The following is a 20424-nucleotide window of genomic DNA, read 5'->3' on the forward strand; positions in this document are numbered from 1 at the left end:
GCCACGGCACCCGCTCACCCTGACAACAAGGACCAGAGAGATGATTTCGCCCATCCTGCCCACCTACAACCGTGCCCCGCTGAGCTTTGTCTCGGGCGAGGGCTCCTGGCTGGTGGAAGCGGACGGGCGACGCTTTCTGGACCTCGGCTCCGGCATCGCAGTGAATGTCCTGGGCCATGCCCATCCGGCCCTGACAGCGGCCCTAACCGCCCAGGCCGGGCAGTTGTGGCACACCTCGAACCTCTACCACATCCCCCAGCAAGAGGCTCTGGCGGACAAACTGGTGGCCGCGACCTTTGCCGATACCTGCTTTTTCACCAATTCGGGGACGGAGTCTTGCGAGTTGGCCGTCAAGATGGCCCGCAAGTATTGGACCGCAAAGGACCAGCCCGAGCGGTCGGTGATCCTGGCCTTTACGGGCTCGTTCCACGGACGCTCCAGCGCAGGCATCGCCGCTGCCGGATCTGAAAAGATGACCGCGGGCTTCGGCCCGTTGCTGCCTGGCTTCCGCCATCTGCCGTTCGGCGATCACGAGGCCCTGACCGAAGCCATGAAGGCGCCCGACGTGGCCGCGATCATCCTTGAGCCGGTGCAGGGCGAGGGGGGCATCGTCCCCGTCCCCGACCAATGCCTCAAGGGTCTGCGCGATGCCTGCGACGCGACGGGTACCCTCTTGATCCTAGATGAAGTGCAGTGCGGCATGGGGCGCACGGGGAAACTCTTTGCCCACGAATGGGCCGGGATCACCCCGGACATCATGATGGTCGCCAAAGGGATCGGCGGCGGCTTCCCCCTCGGCGCTCTCTTGGCCACCGAAGAGGCCGCGCAGGGCATGACCGCCGGGACCCATGGGTCGACCTATGGGGGCAACCCGCTGGCCTGCGCGGTCGGCAACGCAGTCATGGAGATCGTCGCCGATGACGCCTTCCTGGCCGAGGTCAACCGCAAAGCAGGCCTCATGCGCCAAGCCCTAGAGGGCCTCGTGGCCGCCCACCCCGACGTCTTCGAAGCGGTGCGCGGGGCTGGGCTGATGCTGGGTCTCAAATGCAAAGTGCCCAACGCCGACGTTCTGCAAGCCGCCTATGGCCAAGACCTCTGCGTTGTGCCCGCTGCGGACAATGTCCTCCGCCTGCTGCCCGCCCTCAACATCGAGGATGCAGACATCCGCGAGGCCGTCGCCCGCCTGGACCGCGCTGCCGCCTCGCTCGTCCCCGCCTGATCTTCTTCTCGGCGAAAATACTCTGCGGGGGTCCGGGGGTGCAAAACCCCCGGCGCTCTGCTTTCAGGAGCTTCCCATGACCCATTTCCTCGACATCCACAAAACGGATCCCGTGGCGCTGCGGGCGATCCTTGATCAAGCCAATGCCATGAAAACGGCCCGGGGCGACCGTCCCAAGGGCACGCCCGATGACGACCTGCCCCTTGCGGGCCGCGTTGTGGCGCTGATCTTCGAAAAGCCCTCGACCCGGACGCGGATCAGCTTTGATGTGGGCACCCGCCAGATGGGGGGGACCACGCTGGTGCTGTCCGGCGCCGATATGCAACTCGGCCACGGTGAGAGCATTGGCGACACGGCCCGCGTGCTATCGCGCTATGTGGATCTGATCATGATCCGCACCTATGGCGAAGAGGTCCTGACCGAGATGGCCGAGCATGCGACCGTGCCGGTGATCAATGGACTGACGGACAATTCCCATCCGTGTCAGTTGATGGCCGACGTCATGACCTACGAAGAACACCGCGGTCCAATCCGGGGCAAGCGCGTGGCCTGGATGGGTGACGGCAACAACGTCGCCCAGAGCTTTCTGCACGCTGCCGCCAGTTTCGGGTTTCACTTCACCTTCTCCGGTCCCGAGGCGCTGGACCCGGACCCGGCGCTCATCGGCCTCGCGCGCAAAGCGGGCTGCGAGGTGCGGGTAGAGCGTGACCCCCGCGCCGCCGTCGCCGATGCCGACCTCGTGGTAACGGACACCTGGGTCAGCATGGGCGATGCCGAAAGCTCACGCCAACGCCGCCACAACCTGTTGCGTCCCTATCAAGTGAACGAACGCCTGATGGAGGCCGCCCCCAGCGACGCCCTGGTCATGCATTGCCTGCCCGCTCACCGGGGTGAAGAGATCACCGATGCCGTCCTCGATGGCGCGCAGTCGGTGGTCTTCGACGAGGCCGAGAACCGTCTGCACGCGCAAAAGGCGATCATGCGGTGGTGTCTGGGCGTTTAACCTTTGCCCAGGGGCCATCCGCCCCCGGGCCCCAGGCCGCGCCTGAGCCGAGGGACCAGCCAAGGGCCGCCATTGCCTTCATGGTCGGGGCAACCGTGCTGATTGCGGCAACCACGTTGCTGGCCAAGGCCCTGGGCACAGCGGCCCTCGGCACCGCCCTGCCGCCCCTGCAAGTGACCTTCGGGCGATACCTCTTTGCCGCGCTGGCCATCTTCGCCGCTGCCGCCGTGTTGCGGCCCCCCATGACGACCAGACAGGCCCGATGGCATCTGGCGCGCATCCTCTGTGGATGGGGCGGCGTAACGCTGATGTTTGCCTCAGTGGCGCTGATCCCCTTGGCCGAGGCAACGGCGATCACCTTCCTGAACCCGATCTTCGCCATGATCCTGGCAATCCCCCTGTTGGGGGAGCAGGTGGGTCGGGTCCGTTGGACCGCCGCCGTGATTGCTTTGGCCGGTGCCATTGTCCTGCTGCGCCCGGGGACGGGCGTCTTGGAATGGGGCGCGCTGCTCGCTCTGGGGGCAGCGGTCTTGCTGGGCACCGAGGTCCTCATCATCAAACGCCTGACCCGACACGAAAGCCTGCTTGCGACATTGGTCTGGGCCAATGGGCTTGGCCTTGTGATCGCCGCTTCGACCGCCTTACCCGGTTGGCAACCGCCGACCATGGCGCAATGGGCGGGACTGGCCGCGCTCGGCCTGACCATGGCGGCGGCCCAGGGGTTGTTCGTCAATGCCATGGCGCGGGCGGACGCGAGTTTCATCACGCCCTTTGGCTATCTCACGCTGGTTTTTGCGGGCCTCTACGACGCCGCGCTTTTCGACGTCTGGCTGGATGGCCTGGGTTGGGTCGGCGCGGCGCTTATCCTCATGGGCGCGGGGCTTCTGGCTTGGCGAGAGGGTCAGCGTTCAAAAGCCGCAAAGCCTCTCGCGCAACGGCCTCCTCCACCCGAGGGGTGAAGGCGTTGCGGGCCACAAAGACAGCTTTATCACCCTGGATGATCGCCTGCGCGAACCACATGGTGTTCGACCCGGCATGCAGCAGCATGTCATCCCGCACACCCCATCCCAGGGCATAGTCTTCGACGGGATCATGCAAGGCGGCCCAAAGCGCGGGCGGCAGATAGGTCGGGTCCTGCGTGGCATGGGCCGCCAGAAAGGCCAAGATCGCAGCGGGCGGACCATGGAGCGTCCCCGCAGGGCCCATCGCAGGCAGGTTGTCGGCATGGGGTCCCGGCGGCACAGGTCGCGGCCCGTGGCCCCAAATGCCCTCGGGCGCGCCAAACCCCATGCCGGTCATGCCAAGCGGCGCGAAGACGTGGCGGTCCATAAGGATTTCCCACGGGGCACCACCCGCAGCCTCCAACATCGCCCCCGCCACCGTGTAGCCAGCGTTTGAATACAGAAACGCCCCTCGCGCGCCAGCAGGGCGCGAGCGAAGCATTGCCGCGACGTATTGATCCCGCTCTGGCCGCAGATAAGCGCGCCACCGAGGCAGGTTCGCCGCCATGCCGGAGCGGTGAGTCAGCAACGCACGCAGGGTCACGTCCGCCCAAGGGTCGGCGGCATCCAGATGTTCCGCAATGGTCGTCTCCCAGGAGATCGCGCCCTCGGCGACCAGCCGCGCGGCGAGGGTTGCCGTCATCGGCTTTGTGATCGACCCAATATGCCAAGCGTCAGCGTCTGTGACCGCTCGCCCACCTTCGTGCGTGGTGCCAGAGACGTCGATCTGGACCTGACCGGCCTCCCAAACCGCCGACACCTGGGCCGTGCCCTCGGGCTCTTGGGCAACACCGGGCGTTGCGATCCCCAGGCTGAGCAGCAGGGCGCGGATCATGACTTGAGCCGGTATCCGGTACGGAACATCCACCAAGCTAGGGCGCCGACCACGGCCGTGGCCAAGCTAACAACGGCAAAGCCCAACCAAGGCGAACTGTCAGACACGCCCAGCACGGCATGGCGCAGCCCGTCGATCAGGTAGAAAACAGGGTTGGCGTGGCTGATCACCTGCAACACGGGCGGCATCGTATCGAGGGAATAAAACGTCCCGGACAGGAAGCTAAGCGGCGTGACAATGAAGTTTGTGATCGCGGCGATCTGGTCGAACTTGTTCGCATAAACCCCCGCAACCACGCCCAAAGCCCCGAGGAATGCGCCGCCGAGGATGATCCAAACCAGGGCCATCACCGGATTGGCGATTCCAAGGCCGATAAACGGGAACAAAATCAGCGCCGTGGTCACGGCAACCAAAATCCCGCGGAGCACGCCACCGGCGAGGTAGCCCACCAAAAGCTCTGCCGCGGAGAGGGGTGGCATGAGCGTGTCGACGATGTTGCCCTGCACCTTGGAGATGACGATTGAGGAGGACACATTCGCGAAGCTGTTCTGGATCACGGTCATCATCAGAATGCCGGGCGCCAGAAAGTGCAAAAAGCTGACACCCATAACCTCTCCGCGCCGCGTGCCCACGGCTATGGAAAAGATCAGCAGGAACAGACCCGCCGTGACAAGCGGGGCCAAGAGGGTTTGTGTCCAGACTGCGAGGAAGCGCCGCACCTCGCGCTCGGCCAAGGTGCGCATCCCCAGCCAATTGACCTGACCGAAGCGACGAACGCCCGGCAATGCAGTTTCCGGAGCCTTCGTGAGGGTTTCGCTTGCCATTGCCCAGCCTTTCCTGTCAGTGGAGGCGCCCTTGTAACGCCTGTGTGAGGGCTTACTATAGAGCAGCTTCCGACGGGACCACGCGCACCAGCGCACAGGCCCCTTGGACCGAAAGCAGCGGATTGGAGACATCGAATGGCCTGGACCGACGAACGCGTCGAGACACTCAAACGCATGTGGGGCGAAGGGGCCAGTGCGTCGCAGATCGCCAAGGAATTGGGCGGCGTCACGCGCAACGCGGTGATCGGCAAGGTCCATCGCCTTGGTCTGTCCAATCGCAATCAAAACAAAGATGAGGAGGCCGCAGCCCCTGCGCCGTCTGCTCCGCCTGCCGCAGCACCTGAGCCCAAGAAGGCCGCTGCGCCGAAGCCAGAGCCGAAGCCCGAACCCCCTGCGGAACCCGAAGTGGTCGAGGAAGAGGACGACGACGACGAACCGCGCACCATGGCGGCCGTGCCCCAGGGGACGAATGTTACGCCACTGCGCAAGCCGCTGATGGCGGGACAGCCCTTGCCGCCCCAGCCCTCGGCCAATGAAATCAGCGCCGAGGCCCTGGCCAAGGTGAATGCGGTCGAGAAGACCGCCAAGAAGATCAGTCTGATGGAATTGACCGAACGGACGTGCAAGTGGCCCATCGGCGATCCGGCGACGGAAAAATTCTGGTTCTGCGGCCTGCCGGTGCAGGCTGGCAAGCCATATTGCGAGGCCCATGTCTCCGTCGCGTTCCAGCCGATGTCCTCGCGCCGCGACCGGCGCCGTTAAGGCTCCAAGGGTGTCAAACCGCCCGCCGCGTCGGCGCAATGCGCCGACGGAACGCGGATGCATCCGCGTTTCAGCGCTCGTTTAAGTTCTTTGGCATCGGAAAGCCGAGGTCGGACCGGGGGCCAGCCCCCGGACCCCCGGAGTATTTTCGCCGAGAAGAAAGAATAACAGTCTTAGGCGCGTCTGCGTCTGAGCAGGCCCCAAGCCAAGAGCCCGAGGTAGAGGACGGAGGCGCCGACGTGGAACGTCCACAATCGGGTCAGCATCAATCCGATCACGATTGCACCTGCAAGAAGCACGTAGACGGCATTGTCGCGGCTGATCCGCATGGCTTTGAGCGAGATCGTTGGAAACCGTGCGATCATCAGCCCGCCCACGAACAGCATCCAGGCTGCGATAAGCAATTGAACATCGCGCAGATCAACGTATCCCGCGAGGTGAAGGGTCACGGGAAAAAGACCGAGCATGGCGCCTGCGGGTGCCGGCACGCCCGTAAACGACCCGGCATCGTTGGTTTCATCCTTTGCCGCAACGTTGAAGCGCGCCAGGCGCAAGCAGCAGCAGATGGCAAAGGTCAGAGCCGCGATCCAGCCGGTCCCCCCCATGCCCCCGAGCCCGAAGTGATACACGATCAACGCGGGTGCCACGCCGAAACAGACGAAGTCCGAAAGGCTGTCGAGTTCGGCGCCAAAGGGAGACGCGGCATTCAGGCGGCGCGCAAGAAGACCGTCGATCCCATCGAAGATCGCTGCGAGCATCAAGAGGCCCGCCGCCAGTTCGAACCTATCCTCAAATGCGAAACGGATAGACGTGAGGCCAAAACACAGCCCCAGGATCGTCACCATATTGGGCAAGAGCAGGATAAGGGGCACGCGCCCCTCGCGATCACGACGTCGACCCATGTTAGTCAGACCGCGCGGTGCCCGGCGTGTTTTCGCCGAGAACGGCCAGAACCGTCTCACCCGAAATCATAGTCTGCCCCACGAAGACGCGCGGCGCGGTTCCCGCCGGGAGGTAGACATCGAGGCGGGATCCAAAACGGATGATGCCAAAGCGTCCGCCCCGTTCGAGGCGCGCGCCCTCGTCGACCTCGCACAGGATGCGACGTGCCACGAGGCCCGCGATCTGGACCACGCCGATCTTGGTGCCGTCTTCCATTGTCAAGACGAGACCGTTCCGCTCGTTTTCTTCGGAGGCTTTGTCCAACTCCGCCGAAAGGAACTTACCCGGACGGTAGGCGATTGCGGTCACGTCTCCGGCCACAGGGGCGCGGTTCACGTGGCAGTTGAAGACCGACATGAACACCGACACTCGGGTCAGCGGCGCCTCGCCCAGGTCAAGCTCAGCCGGGGGCACCGCCGGTTCAATCAAAGACACGAGACCATCAGCCGGTGACACGATCAGGCCAGGATCCATGGGCGTGACGCGTACGGGGTCGCGGAAGAAGTAGTAGCACCAGATCGTCAGCGCCAAGCCGATCACGCCCAAGGGCTCCCAGATCGCAAAGAGGATCAGAGTAACGACGGCGAAGATGCCGATGAACTTTGGCCCTTCGCTGTGGATCGGTTTGATGACGGTGTCCTTGAGGCTTACACCCATGACGCGCTCCGGTCTGCTGCACCGGGCCGCAGATAACGCGGGGCGCGGCAGAGTTCTAGGGGGCGCGGCGCCGCGTCAGGCGGCGCGCTTGGGCCCGAGAGGGGACCGGGGCGCCGCCCCGGACCCCGGAGTATTGGGGCCGAGAAGAAGCAAATCCTCCGTCTGTCAGCGGTTGCCGAGCAAATCCAGGAGTTGTTCACCGACGCGGTCTTTGATGGCGTCCTCAATCGCTTCCCGACTGCCGAGGGCGGCTGGGTCGACCTCCAACTCTTCGGCGATGCGAGAGCGGGCCTGGGCCTCGGCGCGTGCGCGCGCCTCCTCGGCCTCCTGGCGGACGCGGGCTTCGAGCTTGGCGGCTTCCTCTTTGGCGCGGGCCTCCAGCTCCTGCCGGGCAAGCCATTCCAGGTCGGGGCGAATGCGTGGGTCAGACCAGGCCCCCGTGATGAGAATGGGAACGGTGACGCCTTCGCTGTCGGCATTGCGGCGCAGGGTCGGCATGAGGCGGTAGTCGAGGGATTGCGCGCCGATGTCGATGGATCCTGCGCCCGTAGACGCCAGCAGCGGCGCCTGAAACGACAGATCATCGCCGCGGGCGACGCCCTCGGACACCGCGAAGCTGGCCGAGACCCCGTTGAAGATCGTCTTTTGCCCTGGCCCACGATAGCTGGTGTCCAGGGTTCGGATCATCCCAGGGATGTCGAGGCCGAGCAGCTCTCCCTGACCGATGTTGACCGACAGTGACCCATTCAGGCTGTCCATCAGGGCCTGCATCGTGTCGCCCACGCCGAGTAGGCGCAGGCTAACGTCTGCCTGGCCGATCAGCCGGTCCATATCCGCAAATTCGGTCAGGAACGGCTGCATCTGCAACCCCTTGAGGTCCAGGTTGGCCCGGCTCGACAAGCCTCCGCGACCGTTGACCACGACCTCGCCCGTGACGGTCCCGCCATAGGCCACCACCGGTTGTAAGGTGACCACGGCTCGACCCCGGTCGACCGTCGTGGCTAGGGAAACCCGGTCGAGCGTGGCATCGCCCAGGGTGATCGGGCCGGACGAAAAGGTGATATCGGCATCGGCCGCGAAGAGCCCCGAGACATCCAGCGCCTCCCGGCCCCAACCGCTTTCGGCGACCAGAGCCGATTCGCCACCCTGCCCTTCGCGGCTAAGGCCGGTCAGATCGAGGGTTGGCGCCGACAGGGTTGCGGTGATCTTTGGGCGATCCGTCCCAAAGGTGATATCCGCGCCGCCTGAGAGGGTGTTCTGATCCAGCGCCACCTCTAACCCGCGCAGATGGAGGCTGCCGGCAGGCGCGAAGGTCAAGGTCGTTTCCACCGAGATCCGATCCGCGCCAAGGCCCGAGGGCACATCCGGTGCGGCCAGACCGAAGGCCTGCACCAAGGCGAATTCGTCGCTGCTGCTGGCGCTGAGCTCACCCTGCAAGGATAGGGGATCGACGTCGGCGCGCCCGTCAAACTCGATGCGGGTCGCGCCCGACGTGAGGCTGCCTGCGACGGAGGTCAGTTCCCCATCGAGAAGCGATTGAAGGCCGCCAATGGTCGCTTGGCCCCCAAGCGCCACGCTGCCCATAAGCGCGGACCATTCCAGAGTTACGGGGCCGGTCAAATCTGGCAGGGAGGCGGAGACATCGACAGCCCGCAGGCGCGTGGTCGTACCCGTTGCGCGGTCAATGTATTGGACGTCAGCCCCGGACAGGATGGCCCGGTCGATGGAAATCTGCCGGCTCGCGGCCCCTGCGGGAAGACCGCTGCTTCCTTGACTCGCAGGTCCAGACATCTCCCAGTTGGCGCGTCCATCGGCGGCTTTTTCTAGGATGAGGCGCGCGCCGGTCACTTCTAGCCGTTCCACAACGACAGACTCGCCAAACAGCGACGGAAGGGAGACGCCAATGTCCAGCGCCTCGGCCTGGACCATGGGGCCCGCGTCGGACCAATCCGCGTTGGCGATCTGGATGCCTTCGGCTCGAACGCCGATGCGGGGCCAAAGGGTGGCGCGGACAGGTCCTTCGATCACCAGGCTTCGCCCAGTTGCCGCTTGAAACCGCTCCGCCGCTAAGCTGGCCACGCGGTCTGTGGGCACCAGAAGCAGCGCGACCACGGCCACGACGACCAGTGTCACGAGCGTCAGCACGATCCGAAAGAGCCACCTCATGATCACCACCCTTACCGTTGGCTTTTGCCCGAAGATGAATCGCCAGCCGCGCCGCCGCAAGGGGATGCGAGGTCGCGCGCGGCAACCCCTGTCAAAGTGTGGCATCCGGCACCGGTTCGGCGTATGGCGAGGCATGTCCCAAAACCCGCCAGACCTTCGCCCAGACCTCGCGCCCCGTGCCACACTGCCGACGGATGCCCGCCCCGGCCAACCCAAGATCGGGATGGTGTCGCTCGGCTGCCCCAAGGCGCTTGTGGACAGTGAGCGTATTCTGACCCGGCTGCGCGCCGAAGGGTATGCCATCAGCCCCGATTATGCGGGCGCAGAGGCGGTGATCGTGAACACCTGCGGGTTCCTCGATTCAGCCAAGGCGGAAAGCCTGGATGCCATTGGCGAGGCGCTGCGTGAAAACGGGCGCGTGATCGTGACAGGCTGCCTGGGGGCAGAGCCAGATTACATCACCGGCGCCCATCCCAAGGTTTTGGCGGTGACGGGACCGCACCAGTACGAGCAGGTCTTGGATGCCGTCCATGGGGCCGTGCCGCCCGCGCCGGACCCTTTTGTCGATCTGCTGCCAGCCTCTGGCGTCAGCCTAACGCCGCGACATTTCAGCTATCTCAAGATCTCAGAAGGCTGCAATCACACTTGCAAGTTCTGCATCATCCCGGACATGCGCGGCAAACTGGCGTCGCGCCCCCATGGCGCGGTCCTGCGCGAGGCGGAAAAGCTCGTGGACGCCGGCGTGCGGGAATTGTTGGTCATCAGCCAGGACACATCAGCCTATGGAACGGATTGGAAAGATCGGAGCAAGCGCGCCGGCCAGGAAATCGTGGACCTTTCCCGGGATCTGGGGTCGCTGGGCGCCTGGGTCCGGCTGCATTACGTCTATCCCTATCCCTTCGTGAGGGATCTGGTCCCCTTGATGGCCGAAGGACTGGTGCTGCCCTATCTGGACGTGCCGTTTCAGCACGCCCACCCCGACACCCTGCGTCGCATGGCGCGGCCCGCCGCGGCCGAAAAGACTTTGGACCGTATTGCGGAATGGCGGGGGATTTGCCCTGACATCACGCTGCGGTCGACCTTCATCGTCGGCTATCCCGGCGAGACGGAGGCGGAGTTCCAGACCTTGCTCGATTGGTTGGACGAGGCGCAGTTGGATCGCGTCGGGGCCTTCCAATACGAAAACGTAGCCGGGGCCCGGTCAAACGCCCTGCCTAACCATGTGCCAGAAGAGATCAAAGCCGAACGGCACGCCCGCTTTATGGAAAAGGCCCAGGCGATTTCAGCGGCCAAATTGGCCGCGAAGGTCGGACAGCGCATCGAGGTGATTGTCGACGCAGTCGACGCGGACGGCGCAACCTGCCGCACCAAGGCAGATGCGCCGGAGATCGATGGCAACCTGTTCATCGACGAGGGGTTCGATGGCCTAAAGCCGGGCGATATCGTCACGGTCGACGTGGACGAAGCCTCTGAATACGACCTCTGGGGGCAGCCCGTCGCCTAAGCCGCGCGCGCGTTGCGGCGACGCGGCTGACAAAGGACTCAGCCCTGTCAGGCACCCGGCAGCCGGAGGTCTTGCATGAGGTCGGCATTCTCGCAGGTCTTCGGGACGTCGCGTCGCCCCTCGTAGGCCTGCGCCAGCCATGCCTTGCAGCCCTCCGCCCAGGCACAATTGCGGCAGCGCGTGACCGCCTCGGCCCAACTTTGCGCGTCGAGCGTCCCCTCATCGAAGGCAAGCACGGTATCGGCACCGGTTTGCGCCGCCATCGTGCGCATCAACATCAAATGCTCACGCGCGTCGCCCATGGGGTGCGGTCGGGTCATGGCATCCTCCTAACTCTGTCACGTCAGAGTGACAGCCGAGGGGGACGCACGCCTTGATCTAGCGCAAGTCAGTCTGCGGGCGGCGCCTCTGGCAGCACCTCGCCCAAGACCTGGGCCACCCATCCGCGCGGGATCAGGTGGCTGGCGGAATGGACATCCATGGTCACGCTGCCCAGAGCGCAGGTCCAGGCGTGCCGCTCATGGGTCAACCAGCTCACCGCTTGCCACTCATGGCGGTCGGTTTCTTCCCCACAGGCCAGACGGTCTCGCCAAAGGGCCGTGGCGTAGGTCTGTTCGCCGTTGGGGCCGAAGGGGAAATCAAGGACCGTGTCGGTCAACCCATGGACTTGCGCCACATGATCCGGCTGACCTGCGCACTCAATGGACGGTGAGAATGCCCCGGCAATCAGCAGCAGCGCGTCAATCTGGGCCGAGGTCTCACAGGCAAAGCGTGCCGCCATCAGCGCACCCCAACTATAGCCTGAGACGATGAGGGTGTCGGTGGTGGGATAGTCCGCCTCGATCTGGGCTAAGATCTGTTCGGCGAAGGGGGTGTCGCGGCTACCGCTGCGCCGAAAATCCCAGGTCCGGCCCAGCCCATCCGGCGCCACGAACAAGACACCGGCGGCATCGGCGGCCTGGCCCGTGCGCGGGCTTTGGACCGGAACAATACCCTGCCGCCCCCAGCCATGAAAATGCAGCATGACGGGCAGCGGCGTGACACCGTCCCAGCCCGCAGGCTCGCGGACTTGGTAGGTGCGATCCCCGAGACGACAGGCGTCCTCACCCGCGCAAGCAGCGGCTTGGGAAGCGGCCAAAAAAGGCAAAAGGGCAGACAATAAAATCGAGCGCATGGCCCCTCATGCCCCGGTCGTTATGACCTGGCCAGTCACGTTGCCGTCAAAGCTGCGAGGCGACGCGCCGGACGGTCGCAATACGCGCGGCATTGGGCGGATGGGTTCCCAGAAAACGATCTCCCGGGTCTGGGATCCGGTTGAAGAACGCGGCCCCGCGCACCGGGTCATATCCGGCGCGGGCCGCGATAATCGTCCCCAGGGCATCCGCCTCCAACTCGTGTTCTTTGCTGAAACGCCGGGCGCCGACCTGGGCCCCTGCCTGGCTGATGGCGTCCACAGTCGAGGCATCGACGCCGATCACCGACCCGATCAGCCCGCCGACAACGGCCCCTGCCACGGCGGAGTCCCGCTGCCGCGCGATGTGTTGTTCTATGTGATGGGCACTTTCGTGACCGATGACGAAGGCAATCTCATCCTGATTGCGGGCATCCGCGATCAAAGCACGCGTGAAGGTGAGGATGGGTCTGCCCCCACGATCCAAGGATTGGAATGCGTTGGGTGGCGCGTTGGGGTTGGGATCAATCCGCACCAGAAAATCGCAGTTGATGCCCTGGGTTCTGTCGCGGCACATGGCCTCGGCGGTCGGCTCGACGCGCGCAACGGCTGCGCGGAAATTGACCATCGCGGCAGAGGCCGACACGCGACCCGATGTATCCCCCGATTGTGTCGCGGGCGGTGCGGTCTCGGACGGAACCGACTGACACCCTGCCAAGGCGAGAACCAACAAAACAGTGGCGGTAACGCGTCGCATGTCATTCCCTTCGTGCGGCCCTAACTGCAGTCCAACCAAGTATAACTCGGAGGGTGCCAATGTCAGCGTCTGATACCCCATCTGAAACGCGCGTTCTCTACAATGCGTCATGTCCGGTCTGTGCGTTTGAGATCGATCACTATCGCGCGAGGGCGGATCGCGACGCCCTGCCCCTGCGGTTTGATGACCTCAACGGTCCTGAGCTGGCGGCCTGGGGCTTGGATGCGGACACGGCTGCCAAGCGGTTGCACGTTTTGTCTAACGGGGAACTGCTGACGGGGTTGAATGCCTTCCGTGCCATTTGGCAGCAGATGCCGCGGATGCGGTGGCTTGCGACCTTAACCGGGTTTCGGGTTGTACACGGACCCCTGTCATGGGTGTATGACCGCGTCGGGGCGCCCCTGCTCTATCGGGCGCACAAGCGGCGGATGGCCAAGCGAAGGGACGCGGCATGTTCACAATCGAACACGAGTTCGACGCGACAATCGTAACGCTGGTGGACGAAGGGGAAGCCGATACGCCCCCAGCCGAAGACGTCACTGTGTCGGCCTTTGAGGAGTGTATCACACTCACGCAGGTAGACAGACGAACGGATCAGCCGGTGCAAATCACCCTGACCATGGGACAGGTTCGCGATCTGCTGGTGGCCCTAGATTTGCCCGAGGGCGTGTATCGACGGGAAGACTAGGCACCTGTGCCATCGCCCCGGTGCCAATGCGCCTATCCCGCAGATTAGGCGGCGAGGCCCTTACTGCCGATATTCAAAAACTTCGCCCGCCGATCTTGGCGGATATCGTCGGGTTTTTGTCCGTCCAGGTCCGCCAGCATGGCCGAGATTGCCGCACCCACCGTATCGATGACCGCGCTCCGGTCCCGGTGAGCGCCGCCCACGGGTTCAGCGACAATGCGGTCAATAACCCCCAGCTTCAAAAGGTCTTGGGCCGTCAAGCGGAGGGCTTCGGCGGCCTCCCGCATCTTTTCGGCATCTTTCCAGAGAATTGACGCACATCCCTCCGGGGAAATGACCGAGTAGATCGAATGCTCCAGCATCGCGACGCGATTTGCCGTCGCAAAGGCAACCGCTCCGCCCGAGCCTCCTTCCCCGATGATCACGCTCACCAAGGGCACACCAAGTCGAAGGCACGCCTGGGTGGCCCGGGCAATGGCCTCTGACTGGCCCCGCTCCTCCGCGCCCTTGCCGGGGTATGCGCCGGGCGTATCCACGAGCGTGACGACCGGCAGGCCAAATCGGTCGGCCAGGTCCATTAAACGGATGGCCTTTCGGTAGCCCTCGGGCCGCGCCATACCAAAGTTGCGTTCGATCCGCGTTCGTGTGTCGTTACCCTTTTCGTGACCGATTACCACCACCGCGCGGCCATCCAGGCGTGCAAGACCACCCATCACAGCATGGTCGTCGGCAAAATTCCGATCCCCTGCCAGGGGCGTAAAATCGGTGAACAAGGCCTCGATATAGTCTTTGCAGTGGGGGCGGTCCCCATGACGGGCGACCTGGGCCTTTTGCCAAGGGGTCAGCCCCTTGTACAATTGGGTAAGCATGTCCTGGGCCTTGGCATCCAAGGCCGCGGCCTCTTTTTCGATGTCCATTGTGTCATCGGCCCGCGCGAGGGCGCGCAGTTCTTCGGCCTTGCCTTCGATTTCCGACAATGGCTTTTCGAAATCTAGATACAACGTCATGGCCTGCTTCCCCTCGATCTTGGCCTCATATGGCCAGGGACAGCGGGCGATGCAACACGACGCGGGTGCCGGTCAGATCGTATCGTAGCCTCGGTCGGACAGGCGGCGGTCCACTTCGCAGGCCTCCAGCAGACGGTCCGCAGTTTGAAACAGACGCGTGGTCGTGGCACCGGCCCGGTGGGACGTGTCCTCGTCACTGTCGGGCGATGTCTGCCACCGCTCCGCCCATCGCGCGCCAAGGAGGCCCGACGTCAACCCCAGGTCCGAAGAGAGGCTGCTAAAGGTGGGGATCGTCGCATAGGAGCATGTGGAGACACGTGGAATCAGCCGAACGGCCATCATGCCGGGGACCGCGAACCGACGCAGCGTGATCCTGTCACGCAGTTCTGCGGAGAGGGCCGCAACACTATCGGGCGTCTGTCGTGGGAGGTAGATCAGAACCAGATCGTTCTCTAGTCGGCCAATTGTGGCGCCCTCGGGCAGTATGTCCATCAGGAAGCGCCCCAGATCCGCCAGGATACTAAACTCAGCCGTTCCCCCCCAAAGGCCAAGGCGTAAGCCTCGACCCGGCAGGCGGAGCCCCAGCACCGTGACCCCCCTGCGATAATGACCGGCCACTTCGGCGGCTGCGAGACTGCGGGCAAGCGCTTCGGGCGGCGGCAGAAGGCTGTTCAATTCCATGGCCTTGGCCCCGCGCGCCCGTGCGTCCCCCGCGCTGCGCAGACGATGACGTTCCAAGGCCCAAGCCAGCGGCGGGATCACAAGGACATAACAGGGCACAAGGATGGGCGCCGCCATTTTCAAATACCAGAGGGCCATATGCCCCGGAAGCATGACCACGGCAGAGAGTTGGAGACAGGCAAGCCCAGCCAAACCGAGCATGGCGCGCGCCCCCCGCCGTGTCCTGCCGCGGGTCAAATAGGTCCACAACAGACCTGACGTTCCCGCGATCATGATCGCAAGAACGCCGGGGACCCATCCGATGCCACCGATGCCCAGACGGGCGGTCGCGGCAATGATCATTGCAATGACCGTCGCGCGCAGACCCAGAAAAGCACCGGCCAGCACGAGGGGAACAGTCCGAAGATCAACGATGATTCCCGGGATCGGCTCCATCGGGACGTGCATTTGCGCCACAGCCACGGCGCCGAATAGCCCACCCAAGACTTGGGGAGCCAGGGATGTGCCGGGCAAGGCGCGACGGATTACGCCATAGCCCAACACAAGGATTGAAAGCACCGCGATGGACACCGCGAAGCTGAAGAGAACGTCTGGCGTGACCGGCATGGAAACCTCCGACCGAGATGTCGCTGCCAGATGGTCTAGCTTAGCCTCGCCTCATATCTGAGGCATAAGTGCTTAGGACTTTCCGCTAATTAGCTCTGCCTGCCGCACGATGACCTCCGCCTGCTTGATTGAGGCGATGTCGACGAGACGACCCTTGTAGACCGTGGCACCCGCATTGTTGGCCTTGGCCTCTTCCATGGCGGCGAGGATTTCACGTGCCTCTGCGACCTTTTCGTCGGAAGGGGTAAAGACTTCGTTGGCAAGGGCGATTTGCTTGGGGTGAATCGCCCATTTGCCGACCATGCCCAACACGGCGGACCGGCGCGCCTGGGCACGGTAGCCCTCGTCATCGCTGAAATCGCCGAAGGGGCCGTCCACGGGCAAAACACCGTGGGTCCGGCAGGCTGCGACGATCGCCGTCTGCGCCCAGTGCCACGGGTCGGACATGTGGCGCGCCCCATCGGGGGCCAGCATGTAGTAGTCTTCCTGCGTGCCGCCGATGCCCGTCGTCTGCATCCCCATGGAGGCCGCAAAGTCAGCGGCACCCAGCGACATGGCGACCATGCGCGGCGATGCGGCGGCAATCGCCTCCACATGAGCGATGCCAGCCGCGGATTCGATGATGACCTCAAAGCCGATCTTTTTGGTGCGGCCCTTGGCGGCCTCGACCGCTGTGACCAGAGCGTCGACCGCATAGATATCCTCGGCGCAGCCAACCTTGGGGATCATGATCTGGTCCAGGCGTTCGTCGGCCTGCTCCAGCAGATCAACGACGTCGCGGTACCAATAGGGCGTGTCCAGCGAGTTAATCCGCACCGACAGCGTCTTGGTGCCCCAATCGTGGGCGCCGATGGCCTCGATCACGTTGGCACGGGCCATATCCTTGTCCGTGGGCGCAACCGAATCTTCCAGGTCGAGGTTGATGACGTCCGCCGCGCTCGCCGCCATCTTGGCGAACAGTTTGGTGTTGGAGCCCGGTCCAAACAACTGACAACGGTTGGGACGGGCAGGAGGCGTGGGTTGCAGACGGAAGCTCATGGTCTCTCCGAGTAAGGATGTTGCGCAATGCTCAAGTCAGGCGCTACATTCTGTCTCGGATGATTGCAAGCGCCGCGGCGCAGCATGGGACCGATGCTTACTCCGCGAGGGCTGCACGCAACAGGGCCATGGTCTCAGGGGCGGCCCAGTCCGCCTCTCCGGCCAATTGTGCAATAACCGCGCCTTGCCGGTTTAGGATAAAGGTGTGGGGCAGCCCGCGCACCCCCATGGATTTGGCCAACTCCGCCCCTGCATCCAAGTGCAACGGCAGAGACGTAATGCCCGCGTCTTGCCAGAACCGCTTCATCTGCATGGGGTTGTGGCGGCCGAAAGCGACTGTGACGACTTCCACGCCGTCGTCCTCCATCGCGTCCTGCAGGGCTTGCAGCGATGGCATCTCGGCCCGGCAAGGCGCGCACCAGGTGGCCCAGAAGTTCAGGACGACCACGTCCCCGGCGTAATCCGACAACCGTCCACGGGTGCTATCGGCCTGGGCAAATGTCTCGACACTGGGCCGCCAAGGGTCATCGATTTGCATCTTGGCCATCGTCCCCGTCAGCAACGCCGGGTCGAGCGCCGCCGCAGGGGTGGCGAGTGTCACGGCCAGGCCGTATAGCCCAAAGGCAAGAGAACGCAGCATGATCGAGGGTCCGATGTCCAAGTCTTCCAACGCCATGTGGGGTGGCCGCTTTGCAGAAGGGCCCGACGCCATCATGGAGGCGATCAACGCCTCCATCGGCTTCGACCGTCGCATGGCCAAGCAGGACATCGAAGGGTCGCGGGCCCATGCCGCGATGCTCGCCGCCACAGGCATCGTGACAGCTAGCGATGCCGAAGCCATCCGGGAAGGCCTTCTCACGGTCTTGTCAGAGATCGAGGGCGGGACGTTCGAATACTCCACCGCGCTGGAAGACATCCACATGAACGTCGAGGCGCGCCTGACCGAAATCATCGGCGCCCCCGCAGGCCGCCTGCACACCGCGCGGTCGCGCAACGACCAAGTGGCACTCGACTTCCGCATGTGGGTCCGGGACCAGGCCGATGCGGCCATCGACGCCCTGCCCCGCCTAATGACGGCCTTGGTCGAACAGGCCGAGGCGGGCGCCGATTGGGTCATGCCCGGCTTCACCCACCTTCAAACGGCGCAGCCTGTGACCTGGGGCCACCACATGCTAGCCTACGTCGAGATGTTTGGTCGCGATCTGAGCCGGTTCCAGGACGCGCGCCGCCGCATGAACGAATGCCCCCTTGGCACCGCGGCCCTGGCCGGGACCAGCTTCCCCATCGACCGCGACATGACGGCGGAGGCCCTGGGCTTCGACCGCCCGGCGGCCAACTCGCTCGACGCCGTGTCAGACCGTGATTTCGCCCTGGAATTCCTCTCCGCCGCCTCGATCTGCGCCATGCACCTGAGCCGCCTCGCCGAGGAGCTTGTGATCTGGTCCAGCGCCCAGTTCCGCTTCGTGCGCCTGTCGGACCGCTGGTCCACCGGGTCCAGCATCATGCCGCAAAAGCGTAACCCCGACGCCGCAGAATTGCTGCGCGCAAAGATCGGGCGGATCCTGGGCGCCCAGGTTGCATTGCTCACCGTGATGAAGGGGCTACCGCTCACCTACTCCAAGGACATGCAAGAAGACAAAGAACAGGTCTTTGACGCCGCCGACAGTTTGATGCTGGCGCTGGCGGCAATGACCGGGATGGTGGGTGACATGGTGGCCCAGAAGGACAGTCTGGAGGCCGCCGCCTCCTCGGGGTTCTCAACTGCGACGGACTTGGCCGATTGGCTGGTCCGGGCGCTCGACCTGCCCTTCCGCGAGGCGCACCATGTGACGGGCGCGCTGGTCAAAATGGCGGAGGACGGCGGCATCGACCTTTCCGATCTGACCTTAAAACAGATGCAAGATGTGCACGAAGCCATTACGTCTGACGTGTTCGAGGTTCTTGGTGTTCATAAGTCCGTCGCCTCTCGCACGTCTTATGGCGGGACGGCCCCTGATAATGTGCGTGCCCAAGCGGCACGCTGGAGAAAGGTCCTATCATGAAACGCTTTATCTTGCCCCTGGTCCTGCTGAGCCTCGCCGCCTGCGGTGTTGACGGAGAGCCCGTTGCCCCAGCCGAGGCGGAGGCCACATCGACGGGTATCTCATTGACCGGCTCCGCCAGCTTAGGGGTCGGCGGCACGCTCTGAGCGGTAACACATGCGCGGGCGACGACCGAACACTGCCGGTCGTCGCCCTTTTTCTGCCCACCCGGAAGGTTTTCTGCGCTTTCCCCTTGATCCGCCCGGACAGCCCCTGTCTGATAGTGGGTGAGCGACCGAAGACCGCGCGATGACCGTCGCGCTTGCCGGAGCAGTGTTCCGATGAAATCTATTCTGCTGGGATCCGTTGGGTTCCTTGCCGATACGGCTGCGCTCAGGGCACAGGCGTTCCGCGACGCGTTTCGTGAGCATGGCCTGATCTTTCAGGCCTCAAGCCCCGCCTATATCGAACGGCTTGCCGGTCTGGCGACACCAAACGGACTGTCTCGCAACGTCGATGTCGGAAGCGTGTTGAACGCGCGCAACCATTTCTTTTCAAAGGCGCTTTCGGATGGCCCCCTCCGTCCCCATCCGGGGTTGAAGGGTCTGATCACGGCGGCCAACGAGGGAAATGTGGCCTTGGGCATCGTGGTAACGACACCGTCATCTTGGTTGCAGGCGGTGTTCAAGGGGCTGTCTTTGTCGCCCGAGATTTTCGACACGATTGTGACAGCCGATCACGTGACCGCGCCGAAGCCCGCGCCCGATGCCTTCTATTTGGCCTCCGCAATGCTGGCCACGGCGCCCGAAGATTGCTTGGCCATCGAAGACACGCCCGCCGGTGTCAGCGCGGCCCGCGCAACGGGGATGCAGGTCATGGATCTGTCCGTCCTGGCGCCGACAAAACCCGACCCATTGGGTGCGCTATGCCAACGACTCGGGGAACAGCGGGCCGCGCGGGTATGATCTGCGGTTAAGTCGTCCGAGGATTGTTGCGCGCATGCGCACGGACTCCTAGACTCACGGAAACGAGAGCAGCAGCGCGCGTGACCGGCGCGCCAGGAGAGACCCTTGGAAAAGATTCCGATGACGCCGCGCGGCCTGTCCGCACTGGAAACCGAATTGAAGCAACTGAAGTCGGTCGAACGCCCCGCCATCATTCGTGCCATCGCCGAAGCGCGCGAGCATGGTGACCTGTCGGAGAACGCGGAATACCACTCTGCCCGCGAAAAGCAGTCCTTTATCGAAGGGCGGATCAAGGAGTTGGAAGGGCTGATTTCCCTCGCGACGGTGATTGACCCAGCTACCCTGTCGGGCGCGATCAAGTTTGGCGCGACCGTGACCCTGGTCGACGAGGACACCGAGGAAGAAAAGACCTATCAGATCGTCGGCGAACAGGAGGCCGACATCGAGAACGGCCTTTTGAACATCAAGTCCCCGCTCGCCCGCGCGCTGATTGGCAAGGAAGAAGGCGACTCCGTCGAAGTTCGCACGCCGGGTGGGACGCGCGACTACGAAGTCACAGCCGTCCTCTACAAGTAGG

23 protein-coding genes are annotated in these 20424 nt (G+C 64.1%); 11 read left to right on the forward strand and 12 right to left on the reverse strand.

The genetic code is table 11. The annotated features are described in order from the left end of the window. Nucleotides 1–40: 40 nt before the first annotated feature. From K5R33_RS03290 to K5R33_RS03300, 3 genes are all read left to right on the forward strand, one after another. Nucleotides 41–1219, forward strand: a complete 1179-nt coding sequence (locus tag K5R33_RS03290; protein WP_220747538.1) for an aspartate aminotransferase family protein — start codon at nucleotides 41–43, stop codon at nucleotides 1217–1219. A gap of 76 nt (nucleotides 1220–1295) precedes the next feature. Continuing rightward, on the forward strand, nucleotides 1296–2222 hold the full coding sequence (gene argF / locus K5R33_RS03295) for an ornithine carbamoyltransferase (RefSeq protein WP_220747539.1): 927 nt from the start codon (nucleotides 1296–1298) through the stop codon (nucleotides 2220–2222). Further along, nucleotides 2207–3181 (forward strand): DMT family transporter, encoded by a 975-nt coding sequence (locus K5R33_RS03300; RefSeq protein ID WP_255588408.1) that lies wholly within the window; start codon nucleotides 2207–2209, stop codon nucleotides 3179–3181. Before argF ends, K5R33_RS03300 begins: the two co-directional genes overlap by 16 nt. Here K5R33_RS03300 and K5R33_RS03305 read toward each other — a convergent pair. Next, nucleotides 3090–4058, reverse strand: a complete 969-nt coding sequence (locus K5R33_RS03305) for a serine hydrolase domain-containing protein (RefSeq protein WP_220747540.1) — start codon at nucleotides 4056–4058, stop codon at nucleotides 3090–3092. The two genes, K5R33_RS03300 and K5R33_RS03305, sit on opposite strands and share 92 nt — an antisense overlap. Continuing rightward, nucleotides 4055–4882: an ABC transporter permease gene (locus K5R33_RS03310; protein ID WP_220747541.1), complete on the reverse strand. Its 828-nt coding sequence runs from the start codon at nucleotides 4880–4882 to the stop codon at nucleotides 4055–4057. Before K5R33_RS03310 ends, K5R33_RS03305 begins: the two co-directional genes overlap by 4 nt. Before the next feature lie 135 nt (nucleotides 4883–5017). On the opposite strand from K5R33_RS03310, the gene K5R33_RS03315 reads away from it, so the two are divergent. Next, nucleotides 5018–5644, forward strand: coding sequence for a GcrA family cell cycle regulator (locus K5R33_RS03315; protein WP_220747542.1), 627 nt, complete (start codon nucleotides 5018–5020; stop codon nucleotides 5642–5644). Nucleotides 5645–5817: 173 nt separating this feature from the next. Here K5R33_RS03315 and pssA read toward each other — a convergent pair whose 3' ends face one another. From pssA to K5R33_RS03330, 3 genes are all read right to left on the reverse strand, one after another. After that, complete coding sequence (gene pssA, locus K5R33_RS03320; protein WP_255576052.1) at nucleotides 5818–6516, reverse strand: CDP-diacylglycerol--serine O-phosphatidyltransferase; 699 nt, start codon at nucleotides 6514–6516, stop codon at nucleotides 5818–5820. Nucleotides 6517–6547: 31 nt separating this feature from the next. Beyond that, the gene (locus K5R33_RS03325) at nucleotides 6548–7243 is read right to left on the reverse strand and encodes a phosphatidylserine decarboxylase (RefSeq protein ID WP_220747544.1); all 696 of its coding nucleotides are present in this window, start codon (nucleotides 7241–7243) and stop codon (nucleotides 6548–6550) included. A gap of 165 nt (nucleotides 7244–7408) precedes the next feature. Continuing rightward, nucleotides 7409–9409, reverse strand: a complete 2001-nt coding sequence (locus tag K5R33_RS03330) for an AsmA family protein (RefSeq protein WP_220747545.1) — start codon at nucleotides 9407–9409, stop codon at nucleotides 7409–7411. A gap of 133 nt (nucleotides 9410–9542) precedes the next feature. Here K5R33_RS03330 and rimO point away from each other — a divergent pair, with 133 nt between their 5' ends. Beyond that, nucleotides 9543–10913, forward strand: a complete 1371-nt coding sequence (gene rimO / locus K5R33_RS03335) for a 30S ribosomal protein S12 methylthiotransferase RimO (protein WP_220747869.1) — start codon at nucleotides 9543–9545, stop codon at nucleotides 10911–10913. A 47-nt stretch (nucleotides 10914–10960) separates the two neighbouring features. Here the strand turns inward: rimO and K5R33_RS03340 are convergent, their stop codons facing one another. The 3 genes from K5R33_RS03340 to K5R33_RS03350 form a co-directional block, all read right to left on the reverse strand. After that, on the reverse strand, nucleotides 10961–11233 hold the full coding sequence (locus K5R33_RS03340) for a DUF6455 family protein (RefSeq protein WP_220747546.1): 273 nt from the start codon (nucleotides 11231–11233) through the stop codon (nucleotides 10961–10963). Between the two features lie 68 nt (nucleotides 11234–11301). After that, a complete protein-coding gene (locus K5R33_RS03345; RefSeq protein ID WP_220747547.1) occupies nucleotides 11302–12087 on the reverse strand; it encodes a CE1 family esterase in 786 nt (261 codons plus the stop codon). A 46-nt stretch (nucleotides 12088–12133) separates the two neighbouring features. Next, nucleotides 12134–12841: a M48 family metallopeptidase gene (locus K5R33_RS03350; RefSeq protein ID WP_220747548.1), complete on the reverse strand. Its 708-nt coding sequence runs from the start codon at nucleotides 12839–12841 to the stop codon at nucleotides 12134–12136. Nucleotides 12842–12900: 59 nt separating this feature from the next. On the opposite strand from K5R33_RS03350, the gene K5R33_RS03355 reads away from it, so the two are divergent. Beyond that, a complete protein-coding gene (locus tag K5R33_RS03355; RefSeq protein ID WP_220747549.1) occupies nucleotides 12901–13332 on the forward strand; it encodes a thiol-disulfide oxidoreductase DCC family protein in 432 nt (143 codons plus the stop codon). Continuing rightward, a complete protein-coding gene (locus K5R33_RS03360) occupies nucleotides 13293–13529 on the forward strand; it encodes a DUF8831 family protein (RefSeq protein ID WP_220747550.1) in 237 nt (78 codons plus the stop codon). The genes K5R33_RS03355 and K5R33_RS03360 overlap by 40 nt, the downstream gene beginning before the upstream one ends. 44 nt (nucleotides 13530–13573) lie before the next feature. On the opposite strand, the gene K5R33_RS03365 is transcribed toward K5R33_RS03360, so the two are convergent. The 4 genes from K5R33_RS03365 to K5R33_RS03380 all read right to left on the reverse strand — a co-directional run bounded on the left by K5R33_RS03365 (nucleotide 13574) and on the right by K5R33_RS03380 (nucleotide 17501). Then, nucleotides 13574–14536, reverse strand: a complete 963-nt coding sequence (locus tag K5R33_RS03365; RefSeq protein ID WP_220747551.1) for an acetyl-CoA carboxylase carboxyltransferase subunit alpha — start codon at nucleotides 14534–14536, stop codon at nucleotides 13574–13576. Nucleotides 14537–14608: 72 nt separating this feature from the next. Next, nucleotides 14609–15823: a LytS/YhcK type 5TM receptor domain-containing protein gene (locus K5R33_RS03370; protein WP_220747552.1), complete on the reverse strand. Its 1215-nt coding sequence runs from the start codon at nucleotides 15821–15823 to the stop codon at nucleotides 14609–14611. Nucleotides 15824–15895: 72 nt separating this feature from the next. Further along, complete coding sequence (locus K5R33_RS03375; protein WP_220747553.1) at nucleotides 15896–16861, reverse strand: HpcH/HpaI aldolase/citrate lyase family protein; 966 nt, start codon at nucleotides 16859–16861, stop codon at nucleotides 15896–15898. Between the two features lie 97 nt (nucleotides 16862–16958). After that, on the reverse strand, nucleotides 16959–17501 hold the full coding sequence (locus tag K5R33_RS03380; protein ID WP_220747554.1) for a TlpA disulfide reductase family protein: 543 nt from the start codon (nucleotides 17499–17501) through the stop codon (nucleotides 16959–16961). A gap of 13 nt (nucleotides 17502–17514) precedes the next feature. Between K5R33_RS03380 and argH the strand changes: the two genes are divergently transcribed. The 4 genes from argH (at nucleotide 17515) to greA (ending at nucleotide 20423) form a co-directional block, all read left to right on the forward strand. Then, nucleotides 17515–18903, forward strand: coding sequence for an argininosuccinate lyase (argH, locus tag K5R33_RS03385; protein WP_220747870.1), 1389 nt, complete (start codon nucleotides 17515–17517; stop codon nucleotides 18901–18903). Continuing rightward, nucleotides 18900–19049, forward strand: coding sequence for an argininosuccinate lyase (locus K5R33_RS03390; protein WP_220747555.1), 150 nt, complete (start codon nucleotides 18900–18902; stop codon nucleotides 19047–19049). The genes argH and K5R33_RS03390 overlap by 4 nt, the downstream gene beginning before the upstream one ends. 174 nt (nucleotides 19050–19223) lie before the next feature. Then, nucleotides 19224–19847, forward strand: a complete 624-nt coding sequence (locus K5R33_RS03395) for an HAD family hydrolase (RefSeq protein ID WP_220747556.1) — start codon at nucleotides 19224–19226, stop codon at nucleotides 19845–19847. Nucleotides 19848–19952: 105 nt separating this feature from the next. Beyond that, nucleotides 19953–20423 (forward strand): transcription elongation factor GreA, encoded by a 471-nt coding sequence (greA, locus tag K5R33_RS03400; RefSeq protein WP_220747557.1) that lies wholly within the window; start codon nucleotides 19953–19955, stop codon nucleotides 20421–20423. Nucleotide 20424 lies beyond the last annotated feature (1 nt).

Source organism: Jannaschia pagri (assembly GCF_019655435.1).
Classification (GTDB): Bacteria; Pseudomonadota; Alphaproteobacteria; order Rhodobacterales; family Rhodobacteraceae; genus Jannaschia; species Jannaschia pagri.

Excerpts from the sequence above, each read along its gene's own strand:
- rimO (WP_220747869.1), top strand. The coding sequence starts at position 9,543 with ATGTCCCAAAACCCGCCAGACCTTCGCCCAGACCTCGCGCCCCGTGCC.
- argF (WP_220747539.1), top strand. The coding sequence starts at position 1,296 with ATGACCCATTTCCTCGACATCCACAAAACGGATCCCGTGGCGCTGCGG.
- K5R33_RS03390 (WP_220747555.1), top strand. The coding sequence starts at position 18,900 with ATGAAACGCTTTATCTTGCCCCTGGTCCTGCTGAGCCTCGCCGCCTGC.
- K5R33_RS03330 (WP_220747545.1), bottom strand. The coding sequence starts at position 9,409 with ATGAGGTGGCTCTTTCGGATCGTGCTGACGCTCGTGACACTGGTCGTC.
- K5R33_RS03355 (WP_220747549.1), top strand. The coding sequence starts at position 12,901 with ATGTCAGCGTCTGATACCCCATCTGAAACGCGCGTTCTCTACAATGCG.
- K5R33_RS03375 (WP_220747553.1), bottom strand. The coding sequence starts at position 16,861 with ATGAGCTTCCGTCTGCAACCCACGCCTCCTGCCCGTCCCAACCGTTGT.
- K5R33_RS03370 (WP_220747552.1), bottom strand. The coding sequence starts at position 15,823 with ATGCCGGTCACGCCAGACGTTCTCTTCAGCTTCGCGGTGTCCATCGCG.
- K5R33_RS03360 (WP_220747550.1), top strand. The coding sequence starts at position 13,293 with ATGTTCACAATCGAACACGAGTTCGACGCGACAATCGTAACGCTGGTG.
- K5R33_RS03290 (WP_220747538.1), top strand. The coding sequence starts at position 41 with ATGATTTCGCCCATCCTGCCCACCTACAACCGTGCCCCGCTGAGCTTT.
- K5R33_RS03345 (WP_220747547.1), bottom strand. The coding sequence starts at position 12,087 with ATGCGCTCGATTTTATTGTCTGCCCTTTTGCCTTTTTTGGCCGCTTCC.
- K5R33_RS03315 (WP_220747542.1), top strand. The coding sequence starts at position 5,018 with ATGGCCTGGACCGACGAACGCGTCGAGACACTCAAACGCATGTGGGGC.
- K5R33_RS03395 (WP_220747556.1), top strand. The coding sequence starts at position 19,224 with ATGAAATCTATTCTGCTGGGATCCGTTGGGTTCCTTGCCGATACGGCT.
- K5R33_RS03365 (WP_220747551.1), bottom strand. The coding sequence starts at position 14,536 with ATGACGTTGTATCTAGATTTCGAAAAGCCATTGTCGGAAATCGAAGGC.
- K5R33_RS03350 (WP_220747548.1), bottom strand. The coding sequence starts at position 12,841 with ATGCGACGCGTTACCGCCACTGTTTTGTTGGTTCTCGCCTTGGCAGGG.
- argH (WP_220747870.1), top strand. The coding sequence starts at position 17,515 with ATGTCCAAGTCTTCCAACGCCATGTGGGGTGGCCGCTTTGCAGAAGGG.
- K5R33_RS03340 (WP_220747546.1), bottom strand. The coding sequence starts at position 11,233 with ATGACCCGACCGCACCCCATGGGCGACGCGCGTGAGCATTTGATGTTG.
- K5R33_RS03305 (WP_220747540.1), bottom strand. The coding sequence starts at position 4,058 with ATGATCCGCGCCCTGCTGCTCAGCCTGGGGATCGCAACGCCCGGTGTT.
- K5R33_RS03310 (WP_220747541.1), bottom strand. The coding sequence starts at position 4,882 with ATGGCAAGCGAAACCCTCACGAAGGCTCCGGAAACTGCATTGCCGGGC.
- K5R33_RS03380 (WP_220747554.1), bottom strand. The coding sequence starts at position 17,501 with ATGCTGCGTTCTCTTGCCTTTGGGCTATACGGCCTGGCCGTGACACTC.
- K5R33_RS03325 (WP_220747544.1), bottom strand. The coding sequence starts at position 7,243 with ATGGGTGTAAGCCTCAAGGACACCGTCATCAAACCGATCCACAGCGAA.